Source organism: Tsukamurella soli (assembly GCF_039541155.1).
In the GTDB taxonomy this organism is placed as follows: Bacteria; Actinomycetota; Actinomycetes; order Mycobacteriales; family Mycobacteriaceae; genus Tsukamurella; species Tsukamurella soli.
Map to the genome: position 1 here is coordinate 1 of NZ_BAABFR010000268.1, position 542 is coordinate 542.

Below are 542 nucleotides of genomic sequence, written 5' to 3' on the forward strand. Positions count from 1 at the left end.
CTGGGCGGCGCGGCTCGCCGAGGTCGCCGCGGCCACCGTCGCCGCCGGGCGCCGGGCGCTGCTGATCGTCCCCGACCAGACCGATCTCGACCGGCTCGCTGCCGCGTTCGCCGACGTGCCCACCGCGGACGTGGTCGTGCTCGCCGCGGGTCTCGGCCCCGCCGCTCGCTACCGACGGTGGCTGGCCGCGCTCACCGGCACCGCCCGCGTCGTGCTCGGCACTCGCAGCGCTGCCTTCGCGCCGTTGCCTGACCTCGGCCTGCTCGTGCTGTGGGACGACGGTGACGAATCCCTCGACGAGCCCCGCGCCCCGTACCCGCACACCCGCGAGGTGCTCGCGCTGCGCGCGCACCAGCAGCGCTGCGCCATGCTGATCGGCGGATTCGCCCGGACCCCCGAGACGCAGGCACTCGTCGACTCAGCCTGGGCCGCCGACATCATCGCGCCGCGTGCCGAGGTCAGGGCCCGCTCGCCGCGGATCGCGGGCGTCGCGGACTCCGACGTCGAACTCGCCCGCGACCCGCTCGCCCGGTCCGCGCGCC

At 77.1% G+C, this 542-nt stretch carries 1 pseudogene; it reads left to right on the forward strand.

Annotated elements, in window-relative coordinates:
• Positions 1-542, forward strand: a pseudogene (locus ABD908_RS27510) (primosome assembly protein PriA); the annotation flags it as partial.